This is a genomic window from Streptomyces sp. NPDC107538 (assembly GCF_055657445.1).
The window spans coordinates 111,813-131,589 of record NZ_JBVKAY010000019.1 but is presented as its reverse complement, the minus strand read 5'-3'; the positions used below and the strand labels follow the sequence as shown (position 1 = coordinate 131,589).

At 71.9% G+C, this 19,777-nt stretch carries 22 protein-coding genes; 14 read left to right on the top strand and 8 right to left on the bottom strand.

All coding sequences use genetic code 11. The features are described from left to right. The first annotated feature begins 83 nt into the window (after positions 1 to 83). Positions 84 to 722, top strand: coding sequence for a PadR family transcriptional regulator (locus tag ACZ7MG_RS39510; RefSeq protein ID WP_471395547.1), 639 nt, complete (start codon positions 84 to 86; stop codon positions 720 to 722). Between the two features lie 115 nt (positions 723 to 837). On the opposite strand, the gene ACZ7MG_RS39505 is transcribed toward ACZ7MG_RS39510, so the two are convergent. Next, positions 838 to 1,266, bottom strand: a complete 429-nt coding sequence (locus ACZ7MG_RS39505; protein WP_471395546.1) for a type II toxin-antitoxin system Rv0910 family toxin — start codon at positions 1,264 to 1,266, stop codon at positions 838 to 840. Between the two features lie 248 nt (positions 1,267 to 1,514). On the opposite strand from ACZ7MG_RS39505, the gene ACZ7MG_RS39500 reads away from it, so the two are divergent. Together ACZ7MG_RS39500 and ACZ7MG_RS39495 are read left to right on the top strand one after the other, a co-directional pair. After that, a complete protein-coding gene (locus ACZ7MG_RS39500; protein WP_471395545.1) occupies positions 1,515 to 2,102 on the top strand; it encodes a peptidase in 588 nt (195 codons plus the stop codon). 75 nt (positions 2,103 to 2,177) lie between these two features. After that, entirely contained in the window at positions 2,178 to 3,185 is a 1,008-nt protein-coding gene (locus ACZ7MG_RS39495) for an EamA family transporter (protein WP_471395544.1), read from the top strand. A gap of 100 nt (positions 3,186 to 3,285) precedes the next feature. Here ACZ7MG_RS39495 and ACZ7MG_RS39490 read toward each other — a convergent pair whose 3' ends face one another. After that, positions 3,286 to 4,002 carry a pyridoxamine 5'-phosphate oxidase family protein gene (locus tag ACZ7MG_RS39490; RefSeq protein WP_471395543.1) on the bottom strand — a complete coding sequence of 239 codons (717 nt, stop codon included), beginning with the start codon at positions 4,000 to 4,002 and terminating at the stop codon, positions 3,286 to 3,288. Positions 4,003 to 4,037: 35 nt separating this feature from the next. Between ACZ7MG_RS39490 and ACZ7MG_RS39485 the strand changes: the two genes are divergently transcribed. After that, a complete protein-coding gene (locus ACZ7MG_RS39485) occupies positions 4,038 to 5,384 on the top strand; it encodes an aminotransferase class I/II-fold pyridoxal phosphate-dependent enzyme (RefSeq protein ID WP_471395542.1) in 1,347 nt (448 codons plus the stop codon). Between the two features lie 15 nt (positions 5,385 to 5,399). Here ACZ7MG_RS39485 and ACZ7MG_RS39480 read toward each other — a convergent pair whose 3' ends face one another. Beyond that, entirely contained in the window at positions 5,400 to 6,332 is a 933-nt protein-coding gene (locus ACZ7MG_RS39480) for a DMT family transporter (RefSeq protein WP_471395541.1), read from the bottom strand. A gap of 75 nt (positions 6,333 to 6,407) precedes the next feature. On the opposite strand from ACZ7MG_RS39480, the gene ACZ7MG_RS39475 reads away from it, so the two are divergent. After that, complete coding sequence (locus tag ACZ7MG_RS39475) at positions 6,408 to 7,316, top strand: LysR family transcriptional regulator (RefSeq protein WP_471395540.1); 909 nt, start codon at positions 6,408 to 6,410, stop codon at positions 7,314 to 7,316. Positions 7,317 to 7,355: 39 nt separating this feature from the next. Here ACZ7MG_RS39475 and ACZ7MG_RS39470 read toward each other — a convergent pair whose 3' ends face one another. Further along, positions 7,356 to 7,817, bottom strand: a complete 462-nt coding sequence (locus ACZ7MG_RS39470; protein WP_471395539.1) for a pyridoxamine 5'-phosphate oxidase family protein — start codon at positions 7,815 to 7,817, stop codon at positions 7,356 to 7,358. A 108-nt stretch (positions 7,818 to 7,925) separates the two neighbouring features. Between ACZ7MG_RS39470 and ACZ7MG_RS39465 the strand changes: the two genes are divergently transcribed. Further along, positions 7,926 to 8,597, top strand: coding sequence for a cysteine hydrolase family protein (locus ACZ7MG_RS39465; protein ID WP_471395538.1), 672 nt, complete (start codon positions 7,926 to 7,928; stop codon positions 8,595 to 8,597). Here ACZ7MG_RS39465 and ACZ7MG_RS39460 read toward each other — a convergent pair. Next, the gene (locus ACZ7MG_RS39460; protein WP_471395537.1) at positions 8,584 to 9,081 is read right to left on the bottom strand and encodes a Rieske (2Fe-2S) protein; all 498 of its coding nucleotides are present in this window, start codon (positions 9,079 to 9,081) and stop codon (positions 8,584 to 8,586) included. The genes ACZ7MG_RS39465 and ACZ7MG_RS39460 overlap by 14 nt on opposite strands. A gap of 201 nt (positions 9,082 to 9,282) precedes the next feature. On the opposite strand from ACZ7MG_RS39460, the gene ACZ7MG_RS39455 reads away from it, so the two are divergent. From ACZ7MG_RS39455 to ACZ7MG_RS39425, 7 genes are all read left to right on the top strand, one after another. Next, positions 9,283 to 10,104 (top strand): HipA family kinase, encoded by an 822-nt coding sequence (locus tag ACZ7MG_RS39455; RefSeq protein WP_471395536.1) that lies wholly within the window; start codon positions 9,283 to 9,285, stop codon positions 10,102 to 10,104. Next, on the top strand, positions 10,101 to 10,511 hold the full coding sequence (locus ACZ7MG_RS39450) for a DUF3037 domain-containing protein (protein WP_471395535.1): 411 nt from the start codon (positions 10,101 to 10,103) through the stop codon (positions 10,509 to 10,511). The genes ACZ7MG_RS39455 and ACZ7MG_RS39450 overlap by 4 nt, the downstream gene beginning before the upstream one ends. A 158-nt stretch (positions 10,512 to 10,669) precedes the next feature. Next, on the top strand, positions 10,670 to 11,431 hold the full coding sequence (gene fabG / locus ACZ7MG_RS39445; RefSeq protein WP_471395534.1) for a 3-oxoacyl-ACP reductase FabG: 762 nt from the start codon (positions 10,670 to 10,672) through the stop codon (positions 11,429 to 11,431). Positions 11,432 to 11,444: 13 nt separating this feature from the next. Further along, entirely contained in the window at positions 11,445 to 12,212 is a 768-nt protein-coding gene (locus tag ACZ7MG_RS39440) for an SDR family oxidoreductase (protein WP_471395533.1), read from the top strand. A 188-nt stretch (positions 12,213 to 12,400) separates the two neighbouring features. After that, a complete protein-coding gene (locus tag ACZ7MG_RS39435) occupies positions 12,401 to 13,981 on the top strand; it encodes an ABC transporter substrate-binding protein (RefSeq protein ID WP_471395532.1) in 1,581 nt (526 codons plus the stop codon). Positions 13,982 to 14,157: 176 nt separating this feature from the next. Then, positions 14,158 to 14,841, top strand: a complete 684-nt coding sequence (locus ACZ7MG_RS39430; protein ID WP_471395531.1) for a uracil-DNA glycosylase — start codon at positions 14,158 to 14,160, stop codon at positions 14,839 to 14,841. 184 nt (positions 14,842 to 15,025) lie between these two features. Further along, positions 15,026 to 15,679, top strand: coding sequence for a hypothetical protein (locus ACZ7MG_RS39425; RefSeq protein WP_471395530.1), 654 nt, complete (start codon positions 15,026 to 15,028; stop codon positions 15,677 to 15,679). Between the two features lie 129 nt (positions 15,680 to 15,808). On the opposite strand, the gene ACZ7MG_RS39420 is transcribed toward ACZ7MG_RS39425, so the two are convergent. Together ACZ7MG_RS39420 and ACZ7MG_RS39415 are read right to left on the bottom strand one after the other, a co-directional pair. Next, complete coding sequence (locus ACZ7MG_RS39420) at positions 15,809 to 16,321, bottom strand: hypothetical protein (RefSeq protein WP_471395529.1); 513 nt, start codon at positions 16,319 to 16,321, stop codon at positions 15,809 to 15,811. Positions 16,322 to 16,491: 170 nt separating this feature from the next. Further along, entirely contained in the window at positions 16,492 to 17,016 is a 525-nt protein-coding gene (locus tag ACZ7MG_RS39415; RefSeq protein WP_471395528.1) for a DinB family protein, read from the bottom strand. 95 nt (positions 17,017 to 17,111) lie between these two features. Here ACZ7MG_RS39415 and ACZ7MG_RS39410 point away from each other — a divergent pair, with 95 nt between their 5' ends. Beyond that, positions 17,112 to 18,020 (top strand): Gfo/Idh/MocA family protein, encoded by a 909-nt coding sequence (locus ACZ7MG_RS39410; protein WP_471395569.1) that lies wholly within the window; start codon positions 17,112 to 17,114, stop codon positions 18,018 to 18,020. On the opposite strand, the gene lnt is transcribed toward ACZ7MG_RS39410, so the two are convergent. Next, positions 17,966 to 19,534 carry an apolipoprotein N-acyltransferase gene (lnt, locus tag ACZ7MG_RS39405; RefSeq protein WP_471395527.1) on the bottom strand — a complete coding sequence of 523 codons (1,569 nt, stop codon included), beginning with the start codon at positions 19,532 to 19,534 and terminating at the stop codon, positions 17,966 to 17,968. The two genes, ACZ7MG_RS39410 and lnt, sit on opposite strands and share 55 nt — an antisense overlap. Positions 19,535 to 19,777: the final 243 nt, after the last annotated feature.

Below are 19,777 nucleotides of genomic sequence, written 5' to 3'. Positions count from 1 at the left end.
AGTATTCGGGGGTTGTCGGACGACAGGTTCCGATATATCGTTGAGGCATCGCGACAGATCAACGATGGAATGGAGTGATTGCGATGCGTTCCCGTGGACAGGACTTCGGATTCGAGCGTGGACATGGACGCCGTGGTGGGGACCACCCCCACGGCCGAGGTGACGCCGAGGCGCTGCGCGCCGCCTTCGGGCCCTTCGGGCCGGGCCATGGTGGTCCCGGGCCGTTCGGACCGTTCGGCGGGGGCCCCTGGGGTGGGCGCGGCCGAGGCGGACCGAGGGGCAGGGCGCGGCGGGGCGACGTACGCGCGTCGATCCTGGCCCTCCTCAAGGACAGGCCCATGCACGGCTACGAGATGATCCAGGAGATCGCCGAACGCAGTGGCGGGGCGTGGAAGCCCAGCCCCGGTTCGGTGTACCCCACCCTCCAACTGCTGGAGGACGAGGGGCTGATCGCCAGTGCGACCGAGGGCGGCAAGAAGCTGTTCTCGCTCACCGACGCCGGTCGCACCGCGGCCGACGAGGGCCCCGAGGCGCCTTGGGAAGAGGCCTCGCGCGGGGTCGACTGGGAGGCGCTGAGCGAGATCCGGCAGGCCGGCTTCGGTCTGATGGAGGCGTTCGGCCAGGTCTGGAAGACCGGCGACAAGGACCAGCGCGACAAGGCGCTGACGGTGATCAACGAGGCCCGCAAGAAGCTGTACCTGATCCTCGCCGACGAGGACTGAGGCGACGGCTGAGGCAGTACGTGGGTGATCGATGAGGGAGCGCCCCGCGGAGGTGTCCGCGGGGCGCTTTCGTGTGCGCGGGCGCGTGAGTGGTGCGGGGCGGGCGGGCGTGGGGTCAGGTGACGAGGGTGCCCAGTTTGCGCAGGGACTCGGCGAGTGCGGCCGTCGCGGAGTCCTTGAGCTTGCCCGCCATCAGGGAGACGGCGGCGCCGGTGAACCGGCCGTCGATACGGACCCGGGTGGCGTCGCCGTCGGGGGTGAGCGTGTAGCGGGTGGCGAGGTCCACGGCCATCGGGCCCTTGCCCTGGATGGCGAGGGTGCGGGCGGGTTCCAGTTCGGCGATGGTCCACTCGACCTCCGCCGGGAAGCCCATGAGCCGCAGGTTCTCCTGGAAGGTGCCGCCCACCGCGAGGGTTTCCGGGCCGCCTTTGGGGAAGCCGGTGTGGGTCGTGTTCCACTCGCCGTACGCGGGCCAGTCGACGAGCCGGGCCCAGACGTGCTCGGCGGGTGCCTCGATGCGTGCCTCCGCGCTGACATCGGCCATGCGACAACCCCTTCGTCTCGGACAGTAGGCAGTAGGCAGTGGACGGTGGACGGTGGACGGTGGTGTCGCGGAACGTAGTCGTGAGGGCCTGAACATTCAATACTGATGAAGTGTCAGAAATGGGCCTGGGCGATCGGATCTCATCCGTAGGGAGGAGGAGCAGGTCCTCCCTACGCAACCTGTGTCGGACGCGAAGATGCTTCCTGTCGTGGATGACCCGGGGGCGGTGGGACTGATGGGGTGAAGGGGTGCGATCCCGAATTCCCCGGCAGTCGGCCGTAGACCATGGTCCGGACCACGTGGAGATCGAGGGCAGGCTCACGGACGAGCTGGCCTCGGTGGTCGCCGGTGCGCGCAGACGGGCCCTGCGCGATGGGGACCGGCAGATCGACACCGCCCATCTGCTGCACTCGCTCATGGAGTCCGACCCCGAGGTTCGCGCCGTCTTCGACGGGACGCAGGTCGCCCGGCTGCTCGGCTATCTGGTGCAGCGCAGCATCGGCTACGGGCTGCGCTGGCAGATCGGTGTCGAGGACGCCGGTGTCGTCCCGGGGGCACCGGGCACGCCCGGCTGGTCGCCCGTGGCGGCGCGGGCGATGACACAGGCGTACGACCGTGCCGTGCGCCGGGGCGAGCGGGCGGCCCGCGGCCTCGATCTGCTCGCGGTGCTGGTCGCGGCCGGCGGTTCGCGGGCCGTGGAGGTGCTGGGCGGCGTGGGTGTCGATGCCGCGGTGGTGGCGCGGCGGATCGCGGAAACCGGAGAGGGGCGGGACGAGGAGGAGGCGGGAGCGGAGCGGGTCGAGGGGTGCGCTGTGGGCGGGGACGGGAGGCGTTGAGCCGCGCCCACCTGGAGTCCAGCCGGTGAGACAGGTGTCATTGGGGGTGACGCTCCTGTCGTTGGCTGTCATCATGTGCCGGTGCATACGTCTCAGGGGAGTCAGGGGCACCGCGGGCGCGGTGTCGGGCTGGTGCTCGCGCTCGGGTCCGCGGTCGCCTTCGGTGGATCGGGGACCGCGGGCAAGCCACTCATCGAGGCGGGGCTCGACCCGCTGCACGTGGTGTGGCTGCGGGTGGTCGGCGCCGCGCTGGTGATGCTGCCGCTCGCCGTGCGCCACCGGCATCTGGTGGTCCGGCGGCCCGCGCTGCTCGTCGGGTTCGGACTGTTCGCCGTGGCCGGTGTGCAGGCCTTCTACTTCGCGTCGATCTCCCGCATCCCCGTCGGCGTCGCCCTCCTCGTGGAGTACCTCGGGCCGGCGCTGGTCCTCGGCTGGGTGCGGTTCGTGCAGCGGCGGCCGGTGACGCCGGCCGCCGCCGTCGGGGTCGTGCTCGCGGTCGGCGGCCTCGCCTGTGTCGTGGAGATCTGGTCGGGGCTCAGCTTCGACCCGCTGGGGCTGCTGCTCGCGCTCGGGGCCGCCTGCTGCCAGGCCGGGTACTTCGTGCTGTCCGACCAGGGGAGTGACGCGGGCGACGACGCGCCGGACCCGCTCGGGGTCATCGCCTACGGGCTGCTGGTGGGTGCGGTGGTGCTCACGGTGGTGGCCCGGCCGTGGGGGATGGAGTGGGCGGTACTCGGGGGGACCGCGCGGATGGGCGGGGCCGATGTGCCTGCCTGGTTGCTGCTGGGGTGGGTGGTGCTGATCGCCACGGTGCTCGCGTATGTCACCGGGGTGGTGGCTGTGCGGCGGTTGTCTCCGCAGGTGGCGGGGGTCGTGGGGTGCTTGGAGGCGGTTGTCGCGATCATGTTGGCGTGGGCGTTGCTGGGGGAGCATCTGTCGGCGCCGCAGATCGTGGGTGGGGTGGTGGTGCTGGGCGGGGCGTTCGTCGCGCAGCGGTCCGCTCCGCGGGGAGGGGCGTCTCGGAAGGTGGCGTCCGGTGGGGAAGAGGTCGAGCCCGAGCTGTCGGTGGGGCGGGGGCGGTGACGCCGTCGGGGTCGGGTGCGTTTCGGGCCGCGGGTTGAGTGTGGTTGCTCGCGCAGTTCCCCGCGCCCCTTGCAGGGCGCGGGCCCTCGGTCCCTTTGACCTACAGCGTCCTTAGGTAGTCCGGGAGTTCGGTGTTCGGGGCGAGGGCGGGGTCCGGGACGGGGGTGTCGTAGCCCTTGCGGAGGGGGACGACGCCGGCCCAGTGGGGGAGGGTGAGGTCGTCGGGCTCGTCGTTGACGCCGCCGGTGCGGGTCTTGGCGGAGACCTCGTCCAGGTCGAGGCGGATCACGGCGGTGGCCGCGAACTCCTTGCCGTTGGCGGGCCGGGAGTCCCGTGAGCGGCCCGGTACGACATGGTCGACCAGGGCGTCCAGGGCGATCCGCCGCTCCTCCGGGTCGGTGACCTCGTAAGCCGTGCCGTGCACCACCACCGAGCGGTAGTTGATCGAGTGGTGGAAGGCGGAGCGGGCCAGGATCAGCGCGTCCACGTGCGTGACCGTCAGGCAGACCGGGAGACCCGGGTCGGCCTGGCCTGTCATCCGCAGGGGGCGCGAGCCCGTCGAGCCGTGCACATAGAGCGTCTCGCCGACCCGGCCGTACAGCGTGGGCAGCACCACCGGGGCGCCGTCGCGGACGAAGCCGAGATGGCAGACGTATCCCTCGTCGAGTATCGCGTGCACCAGTTCCCTGTCGTACGAGGCCTTCTGCGCGCCCCGGGTGGGGACGGTGCGGTCGGTGGGGGTGTAGGCGGCGGGCGGTGGTGTCGTGTGCGGTGGTGTCGTCTGCCGCGCTGTCGTCGACTGCTGGGGCCCCGTCATTGCGTTCTCCATTGCACTAGTGCATAATCTCGTTTGTGCTAGGAGAATACATGATCACTGGGCGGCGCGCAGCCGAGATCGCGGCGAGCGTCGAGCAGGCGGTAGGGGCGGGCGAGCTGGAGCCCGGTCAACTGCTGCCGCCCATGCGGGAGTTGGCGGAGCGTCTCGGAGTGAATCCGAACACCGTCGCGGCCGCCTATCGCACACTGCGCGAGCGCGGGGTCATCGAGACGGCCGGGCGGCGGGGGAGCCGCGTGCGGTCCAGGCCCGCGACGACCGGGCGCGAGTACATCCGGGTCGAGGTGCCGGAAGGAGTTCGGGACCTCGCCGACGGCAATCCCGACACCGCCTTGCTGCCCCGTGTGGCGGAGGCGTTCGCGGGCGCAGCCGAGCAGACCGACCGGGAGCCGGTGCTCTACGGATCGGGGGCCGTGGAACCCGAGTTGGCGCGGATCGCGCGGGCCGAGCTGGACGCCGACGGGGTGCCGGACGGGCCGGTCGCCGTCACCTCCGGATCGCTCGACGCCATCGAACGGGTCCTGGCCGTCCACCTCAGACCCGGGGACGCCGTCGCCGTCGAGGACCCCGGGTGGGGGAGCGTCCTCGACCTCGCCCCGGCGCTCGGGCTGCGCGTCGTCCCGGTCGGCGTCGACGACGAGGGGCCGCTCCCCGACGACGTACGCAAGGCGCTGACGGCCGGGGCGCGCGCCCTGATCGTCACCGACCGGGCGCAGAACCCGACCGGCGCGGCCGTGGGCGCCGCACGCGCGCGTGCCCTGCGGTCGGTGCTGAGGGAGCACCCCGAGACCCTGCTCGTCGAGGACGACCACGGCTACCGCATCGTCGACCAGCCCCTGCATCCGCTGGCCGGGACCACCCACAGCTGGGCCTTCGTACGGTCGGTCGCCAAGGCCTACGGCCCCGACCTGCGGCTCGCGGTGCTCACCGGGGACGCCGTCACCGTCGACCGGGTGCGGGGGCGGCAGCGGCTGGGGCCGGGCTGGGTGAGCCGGCTGGTGCAGCGGGCCGTCGTACGGCTGTGGACCGGCGGTGCGGTGGACGCGCCGGCCGTGGCGGCGGCGTACGGGCGGCGGCGGGAGGCGCTGATCGGCGCGCTGGCCCGGCGCGGGGTCGAGGCGCACGGCGTCAGCGGGATGAACGTGTGGATCCGGGTCCCCGACGAGACCGGCGCGGTCGCGCGGCTGCTGCACGCCGGCTGGGCCGTCGCGCCCGGCGCGCGCTTCCGGATGAACGCCCCGCAGGGGATCCGGATCACGGTCTCCACCCTCACCGAGGAGGAGATCGGGAGGGTGGCGGACGCGGTGGCCTCGGCGGTCGGACCGGGGGCGGGCGGAGCGTCGGTGGGCGGCGGGTACGTCTGAGCGTGCCCCGACGGTTCAGGCGCGCGGCCTGGCCTGGGTCAGGGCCGCGCCCGCCAGGACGATCGCCGCGCCGACCGGGGTCGTCCAGGCCAGGGGCTCGCCGAGGAGGGCGACACCGGCGGCCGTCGCGATGACAGGGATGAAGTAGGTGACCATCTGGGCGGTCGTGGGGCCGACCTCGGAGACCAGGCCGTACTGCAGGAGCATCGCGACACCCGTCCCGAGGGTGCCCAGCGCGATCACCGCCAGCAGGGGCAGGACCGGGAAGCTGCTCGGCAGGGTCGTGAACAGCGGGGTGACGAAGGCCAGTTGGGCGGTGGCCAGCAGGAGCTGGGCGCCGGTGAGGGAGAGGTGGGAGTGCGGGGTGCCGGCCAGGGTGCGGCGGACGTATATCCAGCCGATCGGATAGCTGAGGGAGGCCAGCAGGGCCAGCGCGGTGCCCGTGGCGTCCAGGCCGTGGAAGCCCTGCCAGGCGCCGAGCACCGTCAGCACACCGAGGAAGCCGAGGCCGAGGCCGGCGACCCGCACCCGGGTGGGACGGTCCTCCGAGAGCGCGACCAGGGAGAGGGCCATGCCCCACAGGGGCGAGGTCGCGTTGCAGATGCCCGCCAGCGTGGACGGGATGGTCAGCTCCGCGTAGGCGAACAGGGAGAACGGCAGCGCGTTGAGGAGGAAGGCCGCCACCGTGAGATGACCCCAGGTGCGGGCGCCGCGCGGCAGGCGCTGCCGCTTCACCGCCATCGCCGCCGCGAGGACCAGCGTGCCGAACAGCAGCCGGCCGAAGGTGACCTGGAAGGGCGCGTACGCCTGCGTGCCCACCTTGATCAGGAGGAAGCTGAACCCCCAGACGAGGGAGAGGAAGCCGAACCGCAGCCGCCAGTCGACGGTGGCACGGCGGGGGCGGCCGGAGACGGCGGCAGATGTTCGGGTGGGCGCGGCGGTGGTCATGGCGACCACGATGGCCGCGACGGATCTCTTAGCACAAGCGAGAATTAATGATCTGAATCTCGTAGCATCGCTTATATGTTGAATCTGGAGCGCCTCCGCACCCTCGACGCCCTCGCCCGGCACGGCTCGGTCAGCGGGGCCGCCGAAGGGCTGCATGTGACCACCTCGGCCGTCTCACAGCAGATGGCCAAGCTGGAGCGGGAGGTGGGGCAGCGGCTCCTCGCCAAGAACGGGCGGGGCGTGCGCCTCACCGACGCGGGCCGGCTGCTCGCCGACCACGCCGGGCGCATCCTGTCGCAGGTCGAGCTGGCACAGTCGGATCTGGAGGCGCAGCGGGGGCAGGTCGTCGGCGAACTGCGGCTGGCCGCGTTCCCGACGGCCGTCCGGGGGCTGTTTCCCGCCGTCTTCCGCGCGCTGCGCGACGACCACCCGGCGCTGCGCGTCCGCTCACGGGAACTGGAACCCGAACTCGCCGTCAACGCGGTGATCCGGGGCGACACCGACCTGGCCGTCGTCCTCGACTGGTACAACAAGCCGCTGCCCGTGCCCGAGGGGCTCGCCCGCGCCGCGATCCTCGACGACCCGGTGGAGGTGGCGCTGCCCGAGGACCATCCGCTCGCCGGGCGGGACGAGATCGACCTGCGGGAGCTGGCGGAGGAATCATGGGTCGCCTGGCTGGAGGGCGAGTTCTGCCACGAATGGCTGCTCTACACGCTGCGCGCCCATGGCATCGAACCCCGGATCGCCCACCGCGCCGGTGAGCACCACACCCAACTCGCCCTTGTCGCCGCCGGGTTGGGCGTCTGCATCGCGCCCCGGCTGGGCCGCGACCCGATGCCGGCCGGGGTACGGACCGTGCCGGTGCGCCACCGGGTCCAGCGCAGCGTCTACGCGGTCTGGCGCGCGGACGCCGACCGGCGGCCGTCGATCAGGGCGGCCGTCGGGGCGCTGCGGGCGGCGGGCGAGGCGTGCGGGGCGGGTTGAGCCCTCACGGTCCTCGCGGCCTCGCGGGCCGGGGCGTGGCTAGCCCAGCTTGCGGAAGTCCCAGGAGGCGATGGCGTCCGGGGTGAGCCGCAGCCAGGCGTGCCTGCCGTCGTGCGGCATCTCGTCGATGCCGAAGTTCTTGCGGGCGAACAGCCGCTCCACCGCGACGAGTTCGGGCACCGGCTCGCCCGTGCGCGGAGCCTCGCCGACGAACTCGACGGCGCCGGACAGCTCGACGCCTCGCAGCTCGCCGTACTCCTCGCCCGCGTCGACCACGACGGCGACCCGCGGATCGCGGCGCAGCGCGGACCAGCGTCGGCTGCGGGTGATCGAGTAGAGCCAGAGCGAGGTGCCGTCCCAGAGGAACCAGAGCGGGCTGATGTGCGGGGCTCCGTCGGACGACACCGTCGCCACCCTGCAGGTGCGCTGTGTGCCGAGGAACTCGTCCAGTTCGGCGGGCTCCATCATGATTCTCCGGCCCCGGCGCTGCGTGACGGTCATCCCGATCCCCTTCGCTGACGTGGCGTCAGATGAGCATCGGCTGTCTTCCGTCCCCGTGCAAGGGGCGTTACGCTCGCCCGCCCGATCGCCTGCGACAAGGGGACCGTCATGCCGTCCGACGCGAGTGAGCCGAAGCGGCGCCGGGAGGTGAGCGGGCTGCTCGATCCCGCCACGACCGTCCTGCTCACCGTCGAGTGCCAGCGCGGTGTCGTCGGACCGGAGAGCGCGCTGCCCGAACTCGCCCACGCGGCACGGTCGTCGGGGGTGCTCGACAACGTGGCCCGGCTCGTCGCGGCGGCCCACGCGCGCGGGGTGCAGGTCCTGCACGCCGTCGCCGAACGACGGCCCGACGGGCGGGGCGCCAATCACAACGCCCGGCTGTTCCGTGCCGCCGAACGGCTGCCCGTACGGCAGTTGACCGGCACCGCGGCCGTACGGGTCGCGCCGCCCATTGAGGTCGCCGACGAGGATCTGGTCGTACGGCGGCTGCACGGGCTGTCGCCGCTCGCGGGCACCGACGTGGACGCGCTGCTGCGCAATCTGGGGTGCCGCACGCTGGTCGTCACCGGTGTCTCGGCCAATGTGGCCGTGCCGAACGCGGTGTTCGACGCGGTGAACCTCGGCTACACCGTCGTCGTGCCCGGGGACGCCATCGCGGGGGTGCCTGCCGACTACACCCCCGCGATGATCCGCCACACCCTCGCGTTGGTCGCCACGGTCGCGACCACGGAGGAGGTGGCGGGATGCTGGGAGAACCCGGCGGACGTCAGGCCAGCATGATCGACTCGCCCGACACGCTGACCTCCTTGGCCGGCAGGGCCTTCGTCGCCGGGCCGCTCTTCACGCTGCCGTCGGCGATCGAGAAGTTGCTGTTGTGACAGGGGCAGTTGATCACACCGTCGGCGATCGTCTTCACCGCGCAGCCCTGGTGGGTGCAGGCGGAGGAGAAGGCCTTGAAGGTGCCCGCCTCCGGCTGGGTGACGACCACGCCCTCGCTCTCGAAGATCTTGCCGCCGCCCTCGGGGATGTCGGAGGTCTTGGCGATCTCCGTGCCGCCCGCGCTGTCGCCGCCCGTGGTTCCGCTGCTCGCCTCGGCGGTGGCGTCGCCGCTCGTGTCACCGCCGGCGCCGGACGAGACCGAGGTCGAGGAGTCGTCGTCCGACCCGCACGCGGTCAGCGCGACGGCGAGCCCCGCCACGCCGGCCGCCGCCATGACGGTGCGACGGCCCGGAATCGAGGAGGGTTTGATCGTTTCGCTGGTCATGCTGTCGGTTCCTTCCGAGATGGCTTTGCACTTTCGCCCATGGATACGGCGGGCCTGTGCTTGAACGTTCAGACAGGGTGCACATCTTGGCCTGTCCGGGATCACGGCTGCGTCAAAAGCAGCTGTCTGAAAGCTGTCGGTTCGCGGCGCCCGCGGACGGGGCGCCTCCGGGGGCGTCCGGCACGCCGGTAACCTGGGGCGATGCTCAAGGAAGTCAGCGCGACCCGGTACATCGCGCCGTTGCGGGAAGGTGGCTCGCTGCCCGGTCTCGTCGAGGCGGACGACCGCGGCACGTACGTCCTGAAGTTCAGCGGCGCCGGGCAGGGCCGCAAGACGCTTGTCGCGGAGGTCGTCTGCGGGGAGCTGGCCCGGCGGCTCGGACTGCGGGTGCCCTCTCTCGTCACCGTCGACCTCGACCCCGTGCTCGGGCTGGGCGAACCCGACGAGCAGGTGCAGGAGCTGATCAAGTCCAGCGGCGGCACCAACCTGGGCATGGATTTCCTGACCCGGGCCCTCGGCTTCGATCCGCTCGCCTTCGAGGTGAGCCCCGAGGAGGCCGGCCGGATCGTCTGGTTCGACGCGCTGATCAACAACGTCGACCGCTCCTGGCGCAACCCCAACCTGTTGATGTGGCACGGCGAGCTGTGGCTCATCGACCACGGCGCCACCATGATCTGGCACCACCACTGGCCCGGCGCCCGCGCCTCAGCCGCCAAGCCGTACGACGCCGCCGACCACGCCCTCGCCCGCTTCCGCCCCGATGTCGCCGCGGCCGCCGCCGATCTCGCCCCGCTGGTCACCGAGGAGCTGCTCGCCGAGGTGACCGCCGAGATCCCGGACGTCTGGCTGGCGGACGAGCCCGGCTTCGCGACACCGGACGCGCTGCGGCGGGCGTACGCGGAGCCGCTGCTCGCACGGGCCCACGGGATTCACGAACGCATCGAGGGGATCGAACGCGTCGGGATCGAACGCGTCGGGATCGAACGCGTCGAGGGGATCGATCACAGCGAGGGGATCAAGTGAGCGGCCGTTTCCTGGGGACCGGGGCCTCCGGACAGGACGTCTACGAGTACGCGCTGCTGCGGGTCGTGCCCCGGATCGAGCGCGGGGAGTGCTTCAACGCCGGCGTGCTCGTCTACAGCCGCTCCCGGGCGCTCGTGGCGGCCCGCACCCACCTCGACGAGGCCAAGCTGCTCGTGCTGGACCCCGGGGCGGACGTGGACGGCGTACGCGCCGCGCTGCGCGCCGTGGAGGGTGTGTGCGCCGGGGGAGAGGCCGCCGGGCAGGCCGCCCGGGACGACGCCGGACGGCGGTTCCGGTGGCTTGTCGCGCCCCGTTCCACGGTCGTCCAGGCGGGACCCGTGCACACTGGGCTCACCGCGGATCCGGCGGCGGAGGCCGAGCGGCTGCTCGCCCTGCTGGTGAAGTGAGCCACCGACGTAAGGGATCACACAGGGGATCGCACCTGGTGGAGCGTTGACACCGGGTGCCAGGACTTCTAGCGTCACGTGTGCTGAAGGTACTAAGCGGTCGCTCACCAGCTGGGTGGCGCCGCAGGAGCCGCATCCAAGGGCGAGGAGAACCAGCAATGTCCACCACTGAGCAGCGTGTTGCCGTGGTCACGGGTGGCGCGCGCGGCATCGGCGCCGCGACCGCCGTACGCCTGGCCGCCGAGGGGCGGGCCGTCGCGGTGATCGACCTCGACGAGGCCGCGTGCAAGGACACCGTGGAGAAGATCACCGCCGCCGGCGGCAGGGCGCTCGCGGTCGGCTGCGACGTCTCCGACGAGGCACAGGTCGAGGCCGCCGTCACCCGGATCGCCGAGGAACTGGGCGCCCCGACGATCCTGGTGAACAACGCGGGCGTGCTCCGCGACAACCTGCTGTTCAAGATGGGCGCCTCCGACTGGGACACGGTCATGAACGTGCATCTGCGCGGCGCCTTCCTGATGGCCAAGGCCGTCCAGAAGTACATGGTCGAGGCGAAGTTCGGCCGGATCGTCAACCTGTCCTCGTCGTCCGCGCTGGGCAACCGCGGCCAGGCCAACTACTCCGCCGCCAAGGCCGGTCTGCAGGGCTTCACCAAGACCCTCGCCATCGAACTCGGCAAGTTCGGCGTCACCGCCAACGCCGTCGCGCCCGGCTTCATCGTCACCGACATGACGGCCGCCACCGCCGCCCGCGTCGGCATGGGCTTCGAGGAGTTCCAGGCGGCCGCGGCCACCCAGATCCCCGTGCAGCGCGTGGGCCGGCCCGAGGACATCGCCGGGGCGATCGCGTACTTCACCGGCGAGGACGCCGGATTCGTCTCCGGCCAGGTGCTGTACGTCGCCGGCGGACCGCTCAACTAGGGAATCGGGAAACATGACTTCGGTGGAACTCCCCGAGCTTTCGGGCAAGGTCGCCCTCATCACCGGCGCCAGCCGCGGCATCGGCCACGGCATCGCCGCGGCCCTCGTCGCGCGCGGCGACCGGGTGTGCATCACGGGCCGCAACGAGGACACGCTCAAGGAGGCCGTCGAGCAGCTCGGCGCCGACCGTGTCATCGGTGTCGCGGGCAAGGCCCACGACGAGGCCCACCAGGCCCAGGCCGTCGAGCGCACGATGGAGGCCTTCGGCCGCGTCGACTTCCTGGTCAACAACGCCGGGACCAACCCGGTGTTCGGCCCGATCTCCGACCTCGACCTGAACGTGGCCCGCAAGGTGTTCGAGACCAATGTGATCTCGGCCCTCGGCTTCGCCCAGAAGACCTGGCACGCCTGGCAGAAGGACAACGGCGGCGCGATCGTCAACATCGCCTCCGTCGCCGGTGTCTCCGCGTCGCCGTTCATCGGCGCGTACGGCATCAGCAAGGCCGCCATGATCAATCTGACCCTGCAGCTGGCGCACGAGTACGCGCCGAAGGTGCGGGCCAACACGATCGCGCCCGCCGTGGTGAAGACCCAGTTCGCCAAGGCCCTGTACGAGGGCCGGGAGGCCGAGGCCGCGGCGGCGTATCCGCTCGCCCGGCTCGGTGTGCCCTCCGACATCGGGGGCGCCGCCGCCTTCCTCACCTCCGAGCAGTCCGACTGGATCACCGGTCAGACCCTCGTGGTCGACGGCGGCATCTTCCTCAACGCCGGGGTGGGCTGACAGAGTACGGCGGGCGCCGGTGTTCTCTTCACCGGACATCTCCGGCGCCCGTCCGCATCCCTCACCGGGACTCGACAACGCCGTCACAAGCGGACTGATCAAGGGCACTTCCAGCCGGGCGCCTGCGGCCGCAGGGGCCTGCGGTATCGTTCGCCCACTCTTGGTACGGCATTTCGAGGAGCATGCACGTGTTCAACCGGAACCGATACTTGCCGCCACTCGCGGTGATCGCGTCCATATCCATGGTGACCGGATGTGGTGTGTTCTCCTCGGACGCCTCCGACGACGCGGACCCCATCGTGGTGGGGACCACCAGTGCGCCCAGCACCCTGGACCCGGCCGCGGCCTGGGACAGCTCCTGGGAGCTGATGCGCAACGTGTTCCAGCCCCTGCTGGGGTACTCGCCCGGCGGGACCGATCCCGAGCCGGACGCCGCCGAGAGCTGCGAGTTCACGGACAGCTCCAGCACGGTGTACAGCTGCACCCTGCGCGAGGGCCTGAAGTTCTCCAACGGGCACACGCTGGACGCGAAGGCCGTCAAGTACTCGTTCGACCGGATCAAGAAGATCAACGTCAACGGCGGCCCCGCGGGTCTGCTCACCACCCTGTCCCGGGTGCAGATCAAGGGCGACCGCGAGGTCGTCTTCCACCTCAGCCAGCCCGACGCGACCTTCCCCCTGGTGCTCACCACGCCCGCGATGTCGATCGTGGACCCCGAGGAGTACCCGGCGGACAAGCTCCGCGAGGGCGGGGACATCGCCGGCTCCGGGCCCTACAACCTCGCCTCCTACGACGACGGCAAGAAGGCCGAGCTGGTCCGCAACGACAACTACCAGGGCATCGCGGACCTCAAGAACTCCGCCGTCACCATCCAGTACTTCCAGCAGTCGGACGAGATGGTCAAGGCCCTCAAGGACAAGGACATCTCGGTCATCTACCGGGGTCTCGGCGCCTCGGACATCGTGGACATCCAGGCTAACCACGACGAGGAGGGGCTCCAGATCGTGGAGAACCCCACCACCGAGATCAGCTACCTGGTGTTCAACCCCAAGGACCCCTGGGCCAAGAACCCCGCCGTCCGCAAGGCGGTCGCCCAGGTCCTCGACCGGCCGGCGCTCGCGCACAACATCTACAAGGACACCGTCGAGCCGCTGTACTCCATGATCCCCAGGGGTCTGGTCGGCCACACGACGGGCTTCTTCGACGACTACGGCAACCCCAGCGCGACCAAGGCGAAGTCCATCCTCACCGAGGCGGGCATCACCGAAACGGTTCCTCTCACGCTCTGGTACACCTCGGACCGCTACGGCTCGCAGACCAAGCCGGCCTTCGAGGAGCTGAAGCGCCAGCTGGAGGCGTCGGGACTGTTCGAGGTCACGCTGAAGAGCCGCCCCTGGAAGACCTACTCCGAGGGCTACCAGAACGGCGAGTACCCGATCTTCGGGCGTGGCTGGAACCCCGACTTCAACGACGCCGACAACTTCATCGCCCCGTTCGTGGGCGAGCAGAACGCGCTCGGCACGCCGTACAAGAGCCCCGAGATCACGGAGAAGCTGCTCCCCGAGTCGCGCGCCGAGAGCGACCGCGGCGCGGTGACCGAGGAGTTCGAGGAGGCCCAGCAGATCCTCGTGGACGACGCCCGGCTGATCCCGCTGTGGCAGGGCAAGGCGTACACGGCCGCGAACGAGGAGATCGCCGGCCTGGAGAACGTCATCGACCCCGCGACCATGATGAGCATGTGGCAGCTCTCCTGGAAGACCAGCTGGTAGTTCCGGGTCCGGCGCTGGTGGTTCCGGGGCCCCGGGCCTGGTAATCACGGGGGCCCGGCCCCGTTGTCAGTGGGCGGCTGTAGGTTCTGTGCTCTGAAGGCGGTCGCGCTCTGCGCGACTGCCCATGGCCGCGTGCTCCGCGGTCGTGAAGTGAGCGCACACCGGAGGAAGTTGACGTGACCGACATCGCCATGCTGCCCGAGTCCTGGCGCGGGGTCCTGGGGGACGAGCTTCAGCAGCCCTACTTCAAGGAACTCACCGAGTTCGTGGAGGAGGAGCGTGCCAAGGGTCCCGTCTACCCTCCCCGTGAGCAGGTCTTCGCCGCGCTGGACGCCACCCCGTACGAGAGCGTCAAGGTCCTCGTCCTCGGCCAGGACCCGTACCACGGCGAGGGCCAGGGGCACGGCCTGTGCTTCTCCGTGCAACCCGGGGTGAAGACCCCGCCCTCCCTGCGGAACATCTACAAGGAGATGCAGGCCGAACTGGGCACCCCGATCCCGGACAACGGCTATCTGCTGCCCTGGGCCCAGCAGGGCGTGCTGCTGCTCAACGCGGTGCTCACGGTCCGCTCCGGCGAGGCCAACTCGCACAAGGGCAAGGGCTGGGAGAAGTTCACCGACGCCGTGATCCGCGCGGTCGCCGACCGGCCCGACCCGGCCGTCTTCGTGCTGTGGGGCAACTACGCGCAGAAGAAGCTCCCGCTGATCGACGAGGAGCGCCATGTGGTGGTGAAGGGCGCGCACCCCTCGCCGCTGTCGGCCAAGAAGTTCTTCGGTTCGCGGCCGTTCACGCAGATCAACGAGGCCGTCGCCCGCCAGGGCCACGAGGCGATCGACTGGACGATCCCCGACCTCGGCTGACCCGCGTCCGTCGTCGCCCGCTGCCGGCCGTCCCCTCCGGCCACCGCATGGTGGCCACCGGCCGTCGTACGGCCGCCGGAGCGCCCCGGGGGCCGTACGGAGCGGCCTGACCGGGATTGCCGGTGCCTGCCGTTAGCGTCGGGAGGGACAGGCGGGACAGGGGGCGACGAGTGCGGAGGACGCGGTGGTGGAGCGACAGGAGCAGGTGGCACCGGACGCCGTGATGACCCGGATCGGGCAGGCGGTCATGCTGCACCACGGCGGTGACCGCGAGGAGGCCCGGGACCGGCTCCGGAAGCTGTGGGCGGAGATCGGTGACGACGGCGCCCCGCTCCATCGCTGCACGCTGGCGCACTATCTGGCCGACACCCAGGACGACCCGGACAGCGAACTGGCCTGGGACCTCAGGGCGTTGTCGGCGGCCGACGAGTTGTCCGACCGCCGGTCCGGGGACCCGTCGGAGGGCCGGGCGGCGGACCAGCCCATCCGGTCCGGAGACCTGTCCGACCGCTGGTCCGGGGACCTGCCCGAGGGCTGGGTGGAGGCGGACCGGCCCACCCGGCCCTCCGCTCCGCGTCCCACGGACCAGGACGACGGACTCGCGGTGCGGGCCTTCTATCCCTCGCTCCACCTCAACCTCGCCGCCGACTACGCCAAGCTGGGCCGCCACGAAGCGGCCCGCAGCCATCTGCGGCTGGCCCGGGGCGCGCTGGCCGCACTGGGCGCCGACGTCCACGGCGACGGCGTCCGCGTGGCCCTGGCCCGCCTGGAGGCCCGGCTCGACGAGACGGGCCCCGCCGGAGGGGAGACGCCGGGGCCGCCGCGGCAGCGGCCCTAGGTCGTGTCCGCAGAGTCCCGCCTGCCGGGCGACGCCATGCACGTCCTCTCCCGCCCTCCGGGCGGACGACGGGACTTTGCGGACACGACCTGGCGGCAGCGGGCGCCCACGGCCGGGGCGCCGGGTGGTTCAACGGCCGTAGACGTCCTTGCAGATGGCGGCCTGTGGGGTGTCTTTGCCCCAGCCGCCGTAGCGGTGGCCGAGGGCGCAGACGTCGGCGTTCTTCGGGGGTGGCGGCGGGACGGACTTGGGGAGGGGCGGGATCTCGATGTCGGGCCGGGAGACGGGGGGTGGGCCGTGTCGCTCGGGGGGTTGCCGGCGCTCGTTCCGGGGCGGCGGTGGTGGGGGCGTGGTGGGTGTGGGGGTGGGCGCGGGGGCGGCGGAGGTCGTCGGTGCGGCGGGTCCCGGCTTCGCGGACGCGCGTGCGGCGGATCCCCGGGGCGGGCCGATCAGCCTTAGGGCCTCGCGGGCCGGGGCCTCCACGATCTGGGTCCGGGTGGTGCCGTCCGGGCGGGGCTCGGACGGCCGGGACGGCACGGGGGACGCCTCCGGCGGGGGCGGGTGTTGCGCGGTCACGCAGCCGGTGAGGGCCGAGACGGCCACGGTGACCAGGAGCGTTGCGGTGGTGGTCGGTCGATGCACCCGCGCAACTCTGCTGTGTCCGGGCCGCTTTGGGGAGGGAGCGGGCGGAGATGCCCCCACACGGGTGACGCCCGGGACCGTCTGCGACGCCGCGCGCCCCCGCTCCGCCCTCGCTCGGTACCCGTCCGACCCGTCCGACCCGTCCGACCCGTCTGATCCGTCCGACCCGTTCAGTCCCCCGTGGCCCCGTCGATCCGCTCCCGGATCAGGTCGGCGTGGCCGTTGTGCCGCGCGTACTCCTCGATCATGTGGGTGTAGATCCACCGCAGGCTCGGTGTCTCGCCCGACCCCCGGTGCTCGGCCTTGGCGACGTCGTCCAGGGCGAACCCCTCGGCGTTCCGCCGGGCCACCGCGATCTCCGTCTGCCAGGTGCCGTACGCCTCCTCCCAGGTGTCCGCCTCGCTCAGGTGGAACTCCCCGTCCGGGTCCGCCTCGCTGAAGTAGATCGGCCCCTGGTCGTCGTCCGCCAGCACCTTGCGGAACCAGATGCGCTCCACCTCGGCCATGTGCCGGACGAGCCCGAGCAGGGACAGCTCCGAGGGCGGCACCGACGCCGTCCGCAACCGGGCGTCGTCCAGGCCCGCGCACTTGAGCGCGAGCGTCTCGCGGTGGTAGCCGAGCCAGCCTTCGAGCATGGTGCGTTCGTCGGCGGTGGCGGAGGGTTCGGTGCGTCGGGCGGGCACGTCGGTGGTCATGCCGGCCATCCTCGCAGCCGCCGTATGCTGCCGACGAGGCATTTCGAACGGCACTACGACGGCACACCGTGGACCACCGTGGACGGGAGACCCCTGTGAAGGTCGGCTGCATCGGGCTCGGCGACATCGCGCAGAAGGCGTATCTGCCGGTGCTCGCCACCAGGCCGGGGCTCGAACTCCATCTCCAGACGCGGACACCCGCCACCCTCGCCCGCGTCGCCGACGCCCTCCACCTCCCGCCCGGGCAGCGGCACGCCGACCTCGACGCGCTGCTCGCCGAGGACCTCGACGCGGCCTTCGTGCACGCGCCGACCGGGGCCCACCCCGAGATCGTCGCGCGGCTGCTGGAGGCGGGCGTACCGACGTACGTCGACAAGCCGCTCGCGTACGAACTCGCCGACTCGGAACGGCTCGTACGGCTCGCGGAGGAGCGGAACGTGGGGCTCGCGGTGGGCTTCAACCGGCGGTACGCGCCCGGGTACGCGCAGTGCGCCGACCATCCGCGCGAGCTGATCCTCATGCAGAAGAACCGCATCGGCCTGCCCGAACTGCCGCGCACGATGATCCTGGACGACTTCATCCATGTCGTCGACACCCTGCGGTTCCTGGTGCCGGGCGAGATCGAGGACGTCACCGTGCGCGCCCGGACCGAGGACGGGCTGCTGCACCACGTCGTGCTCCAGCTGTCCGGCGACGGGTTCACCGCGCTCGGTGTCATGAACCGGCTCAGCGGCTCGGCCGAGGAGATCCTGGAGGTCTCGGGGCAGGACACCAAGCGGCAGGTCGTGAACCTCGCGGAGGTCGTCGACCACAAGGGGCAGCCGTCCCTGAGGCGGCGCGGCGACTGGGTGCCGGTGGCCCGGCAGCGCGGAATCGAACAGGCCGTCCTGGCCTTCCTCGACGCCGTGCGCGCGGGCAAGGTGCCCGACGCGCGGGACGCGCTGGCGACTCACGAACTGTGCGAGCGGGTGGTCCGGGCGGTGGAGGAACGGTCCGCCGCCTGAGTGTCCGCGGCGGGAGGGCCCGTACGCCGTCGCACGGCCCGTACGCCCTCGAAGGCACCCCACGTCAGCAGCATCAGCAGCGCCGCGTGCACCGGCCAGTCCCCGAAGCGGACGTACGCCGTCGTCCCGCTCGCCAGCGGCACCTCGTACACCGCCGTCGTGTTCTCGTCCGTGCCGAGCCGGGGGCCGACGCGTTCGCCGTCCGGGCCGTACACGGCCGAGACACCGGTGAGCGTCGCGTGCACCATCGGACGGCCGGTCTCGGCGGCCCGCAGCGCGGCCAGCGAGGCGTGCTGCTCGGGCGCCCAGCTCTGCTGGAACGTCGACGTCGCCGACTGCGCGAGCAGCAACTCGGCGCCGTCCCGGGCGAGATGGCGGCTCATGTCCGGGAACGCGGACTCGAAGCAGACCATCGGGCCGATCCGCAGACCCTTCCCGGAGTCGAGCACCACCTGCTCGGTGCCGCGTCTGCGGTCCTCGCCGGCCGCCTCGCCGACCGAGGTGGCCCAGCCGAGCAGGGAGCGCATCGGGATGTACTCGCCGAACGGGACGAGGCGCATCTTGTCGTAGCGGTCGCCGGTCGGGCCGTCCGGGCCGACGAGGACGGAACTCTTGTAGATGCCGGGGCGGTCGGAGCGGCGGGCGTCCACGTTCACCAGGATGTTCGTGTCCGTCTCCCGGGCCAGCGCGGCGATCCGGTCGGAGAGGTCGGGGCGGTCGGCGAGGTCGTAGCCGACGCTGCTCTCGCCCCACACGATCAGGTCCAGGTCCTGCCCGGCCAGCCGCCGGGTGAGCGCCTCCTCGCGGGCGAACCGGTTGTCGGGGCCGTCGGTGACGCCCGGCTGGACGACGGCGACCCGTACCTCGCCCTTGACGTCGGGGCGCGGCGCCCACAGCCACACCGCCGAGGTCGCGAGGGCGGCGGTGACGAGACCGGCCAGCGCCGGTGCCCGGGAGCGGCGTACCGCGATCAGTACGGTGATCGCGACGTTGACGGCCACGACCAGGAAGCTGAGCAGCCAGACCCCGCCGACGGAGGCCAGCCGCAGGGTGGGCTCCACCTGCCACTGGCTGGAGCCCAGCAGGCCCCAGGGGCCGCCGAGGCCCTGCCAGGAGCGGACGAGTTCGATCGTCAGCCAGCCCGACGGCACGATCAGCAGGGCGGCGGCGGTCCGGGCCGGTGCGGGTGTTCCGGCCAGGAGGTGGCGCACCAGCCAGGCCCAGGGGGCCCACAGTGCGCCCAGGAGGGCGGCTATGACGAAGGTGAAGACATGGAGGTTCGGCAGGAGCCAGTGGTGCATGGCCAGCATGAAGGCGAAGCCGCCGAGCCAGCCGTCGTACAGGGCGCGGCGGGCCGTTGGGGCGCGGCGGATCAGCAGCAGCCATGGGACCAGTGCGGCGTAGGCGAACCACCACAGGGAGGGGGCCGGGAAGGCGAGTACGGGGAGGGCGCCGGACGCGGCGACGGCGGTGCGGTGGCGCCACGGGGAGGTGGTGTGGTCCGGCGTTCTCATACGGCGGCTCCCTCCCCGGTGTGAGTCCTTCCAGTGTGCGCGTCGGGGACGATCTCCGACAGAGGGCGGGTTCGCTGCCGCTGGCCTTTGACGGGTTCTCCCACCCGCGCACCGCCCGTGCGGGTGGGCTGACAAGTACGGGTCTCCCGTGGGGGTGCCTCGCCGTCGGCGGCCGCGGGGCGTGGGTGGGCGCGGGGCGTGGTGCGTGCGGGGCGTGGGTGCGTGCGGGGCGTGGGTGGGCGC

Coding starts and splice junctions, on each gene's coding strand:
- ACZ7MG_RS39505 (WP_471395546.1), bottom strand. CDS start 1,266: ATGGCCGATGTCAGCGCGGAGGCACGCATCGAGGCACCCGCCGAGCAC.
- ACZ7MG_RS39460 (WP_471395537.1), bottom strand. CDS start 9,081: ATGACCAGCGAAACGATCAAACCCTCCTCGATTCCGGGCCGTCGCACC.
- ACZ7MG_RS39465 (WP_471395538.1), top strand. CDS start 7,926: ATGCCGTCCGACGCGAGTGAGCCGAAGCGGCGCCGGGAGGTGAGCGGG.
- ACZ7MG_RS39415 (WP_471395528.1), bottom strand. CDS start 17,016: ATGACCACCGACGTGCCCGCCCGACGCACCGAACCCTCCGCCACCGCC.
- ACZ7MG_RS39480 (WP_471395541.1), bottom strand. CDS start 6,332: ATGACCACCGCCGCGCCCACCCGAACATCTGCCGCCGTCTCCGGCCGC.
- ACZ7MG_RS39490 (WP_471395543.1), bottom strand. CDS start 4,002: ATGACGGGGCCCCAGCAGTCGACGACAGCGCGGCAGACGACACCACCG.
- lnt (WP_471395527.1), bottom strand. CDS start 19,534: ATGAGAACGCCGGACCACACCACCTCCCCGTGGCGCCACCGCACCGCC.
- fabG (WP_471395534.1), top strand. CDS start 10,670: ATGTCCACCACTGAGCAGCGTGTTGCCGTGGTCACGGGTGGCGCGCGC.
- ACZ7MG_RS39440 (WP_471395533.1), top strand. CDS start 11,445: ATGACTTCGGTGGAACTCCCCGAGCTTTCGGGCAAGGTCGCCCTCATC.
- ACZ7MG_RS39470 (WP_471395539.1), bottom strand. CDS start 7,817: ATGACCGTCACGCAGCGCCGGGGCCGGAGAATCATGATGGAGCCCGCC.
- ACZ7MG_RS39455 (WP_471395536.1), top strand. CDS start 9,283: ATGCTCAAGGAAGTCAGCGCGACCCGGTACATCGCGCCGTTGCGGGAA.
- ACZ7MG_RS39510 (WP_471395547.1), top strand. CDS start 84: ATGCGTTCCCGTGGACAGGACTTCGGATTCGAGCGTGGACATGGACGC.
- ACZ7MG_RS39475 (WP_471395540.1), top strand. CDS start 6,408: ATGTTGAATCTGGAGCGCCTCCGCACCCTCGACGCCCTCGCCCGGCAC.